General features: G+C 33.3%; 1 protein-coding gene. It reads right to left on the reverse strand.

Annotated elements, in window-relative coordinates; all coding sequences use genetic code 11:
• Window positions 1-168: 168 nt before the first annotated feature.
• Window positions 169-1,222: N-6 DNA methylase (locus tag Q0370_RS02155; protein WP_299571498.1), on the reverse strand; the 1,054-nt coding region annotated here is incomplete at its 5' end.

The raw sequence follows: 1,222 nt of genomic DNA on the forward strand, positions 1-1,222 counted from the left end.
GAATATAGAGAAACACCGTACTTTGCACTTAATGATAAAATTTCTTTGGTTCTAACAGGAGAATTTTTTTCTTTTCTTATGTCAAAGATACTTGCTATTCTCTTTATATTCCAGTAATATGGCAAATGTTTTGACCAAGACAGTTCCGTACTCTTATATCTCTCATACTTATTCATAAAGCCCCTCCAATATAGAAGCCATCATTCCATCAGATTGTCTTTCCAATTCTTTAATACGATTCACAATCTCTTCTACACTCTCCAGTTCTTTAGCTTTGTAGAAATACTTTGTAAAGTTTATTTCATATCCTATTTGTGTTTTGCTCTCATCGACAAAAGCATCTGCGTGATATGGCAATACTTCCTGCTTAATAAACTCGTCTATACCTCCTTCAAATGTCATCGGAATATTTTCGGTATCTCTAAGTTCCGGATCTGCAACTATATTACCTTTTGAGTCCTTCTGGATAGCTGCCTCTTCATCCTTAACTATCATGCGGCTTAACAGTCCTGTTGAAGCAAGCTTGCTTAAACTTGCCCCTTTTATATCTTTCTTTTTTAAATGCTTATTAAAAGCCTTTTCAAATGCTGCATAATTTAGATATTTTTCATCACTTTCCATTAATTTCAAAACTTCCAGATATGTATTTACATTTTCACTCTTTTCAAGCTCCTTCATAGAGCTAGATGTCCCTTTAATAAAGCTTTCTGCAAGCACTTTTTTATCTATCGCCCCAGACAGCACGCCAATTTTTTCAAGCTCCTCCTCTATTTCTTTTATATTATTTGCATTACATAATACAGCTTGTCTTAGCGGTCTTTCCACTACAACTTTATAATATCCAAACTCATCATTTGAGAATATTTTCGAATACTCATTCTCTTCAAAATTTAGATATTGATTTAGAATAAATTGTCTATTATCTTCTGAAAATTCACAGTTTTTCTTGCCCATATTTTTTCTAAGTGAAGTCTTTATTCCACTTGCATTAATAAGCTGTATCTTCCCCTTTCTTTTTTCTTCTTTTCTATTGGATAAAATCCAGATATATGTTGTTATTCCTGTATTGTAAAACATATTTTCAGGCAACCGGATAATGGCTTCTATTAAATCTTTTTCAATCATAAACCTTCTTGCATTGCTTGCTCCATTTCCAGCATCACCTGTAAAAAGAGCTGAACCATTGTGAACCTCAACAATACGGGAACCCATTTCAGTCTCC

It is taken from the genome of uncultured Leptotrichia sp., from assembly GCF_938036635.1.
Classification (GTDB): Bacteria; Fusobacteriota; Fusobacteriia; order Fusobacteriales; family Leptotrichiaceae; genus Leptotrichia; species Leptotrichia hongkongensis.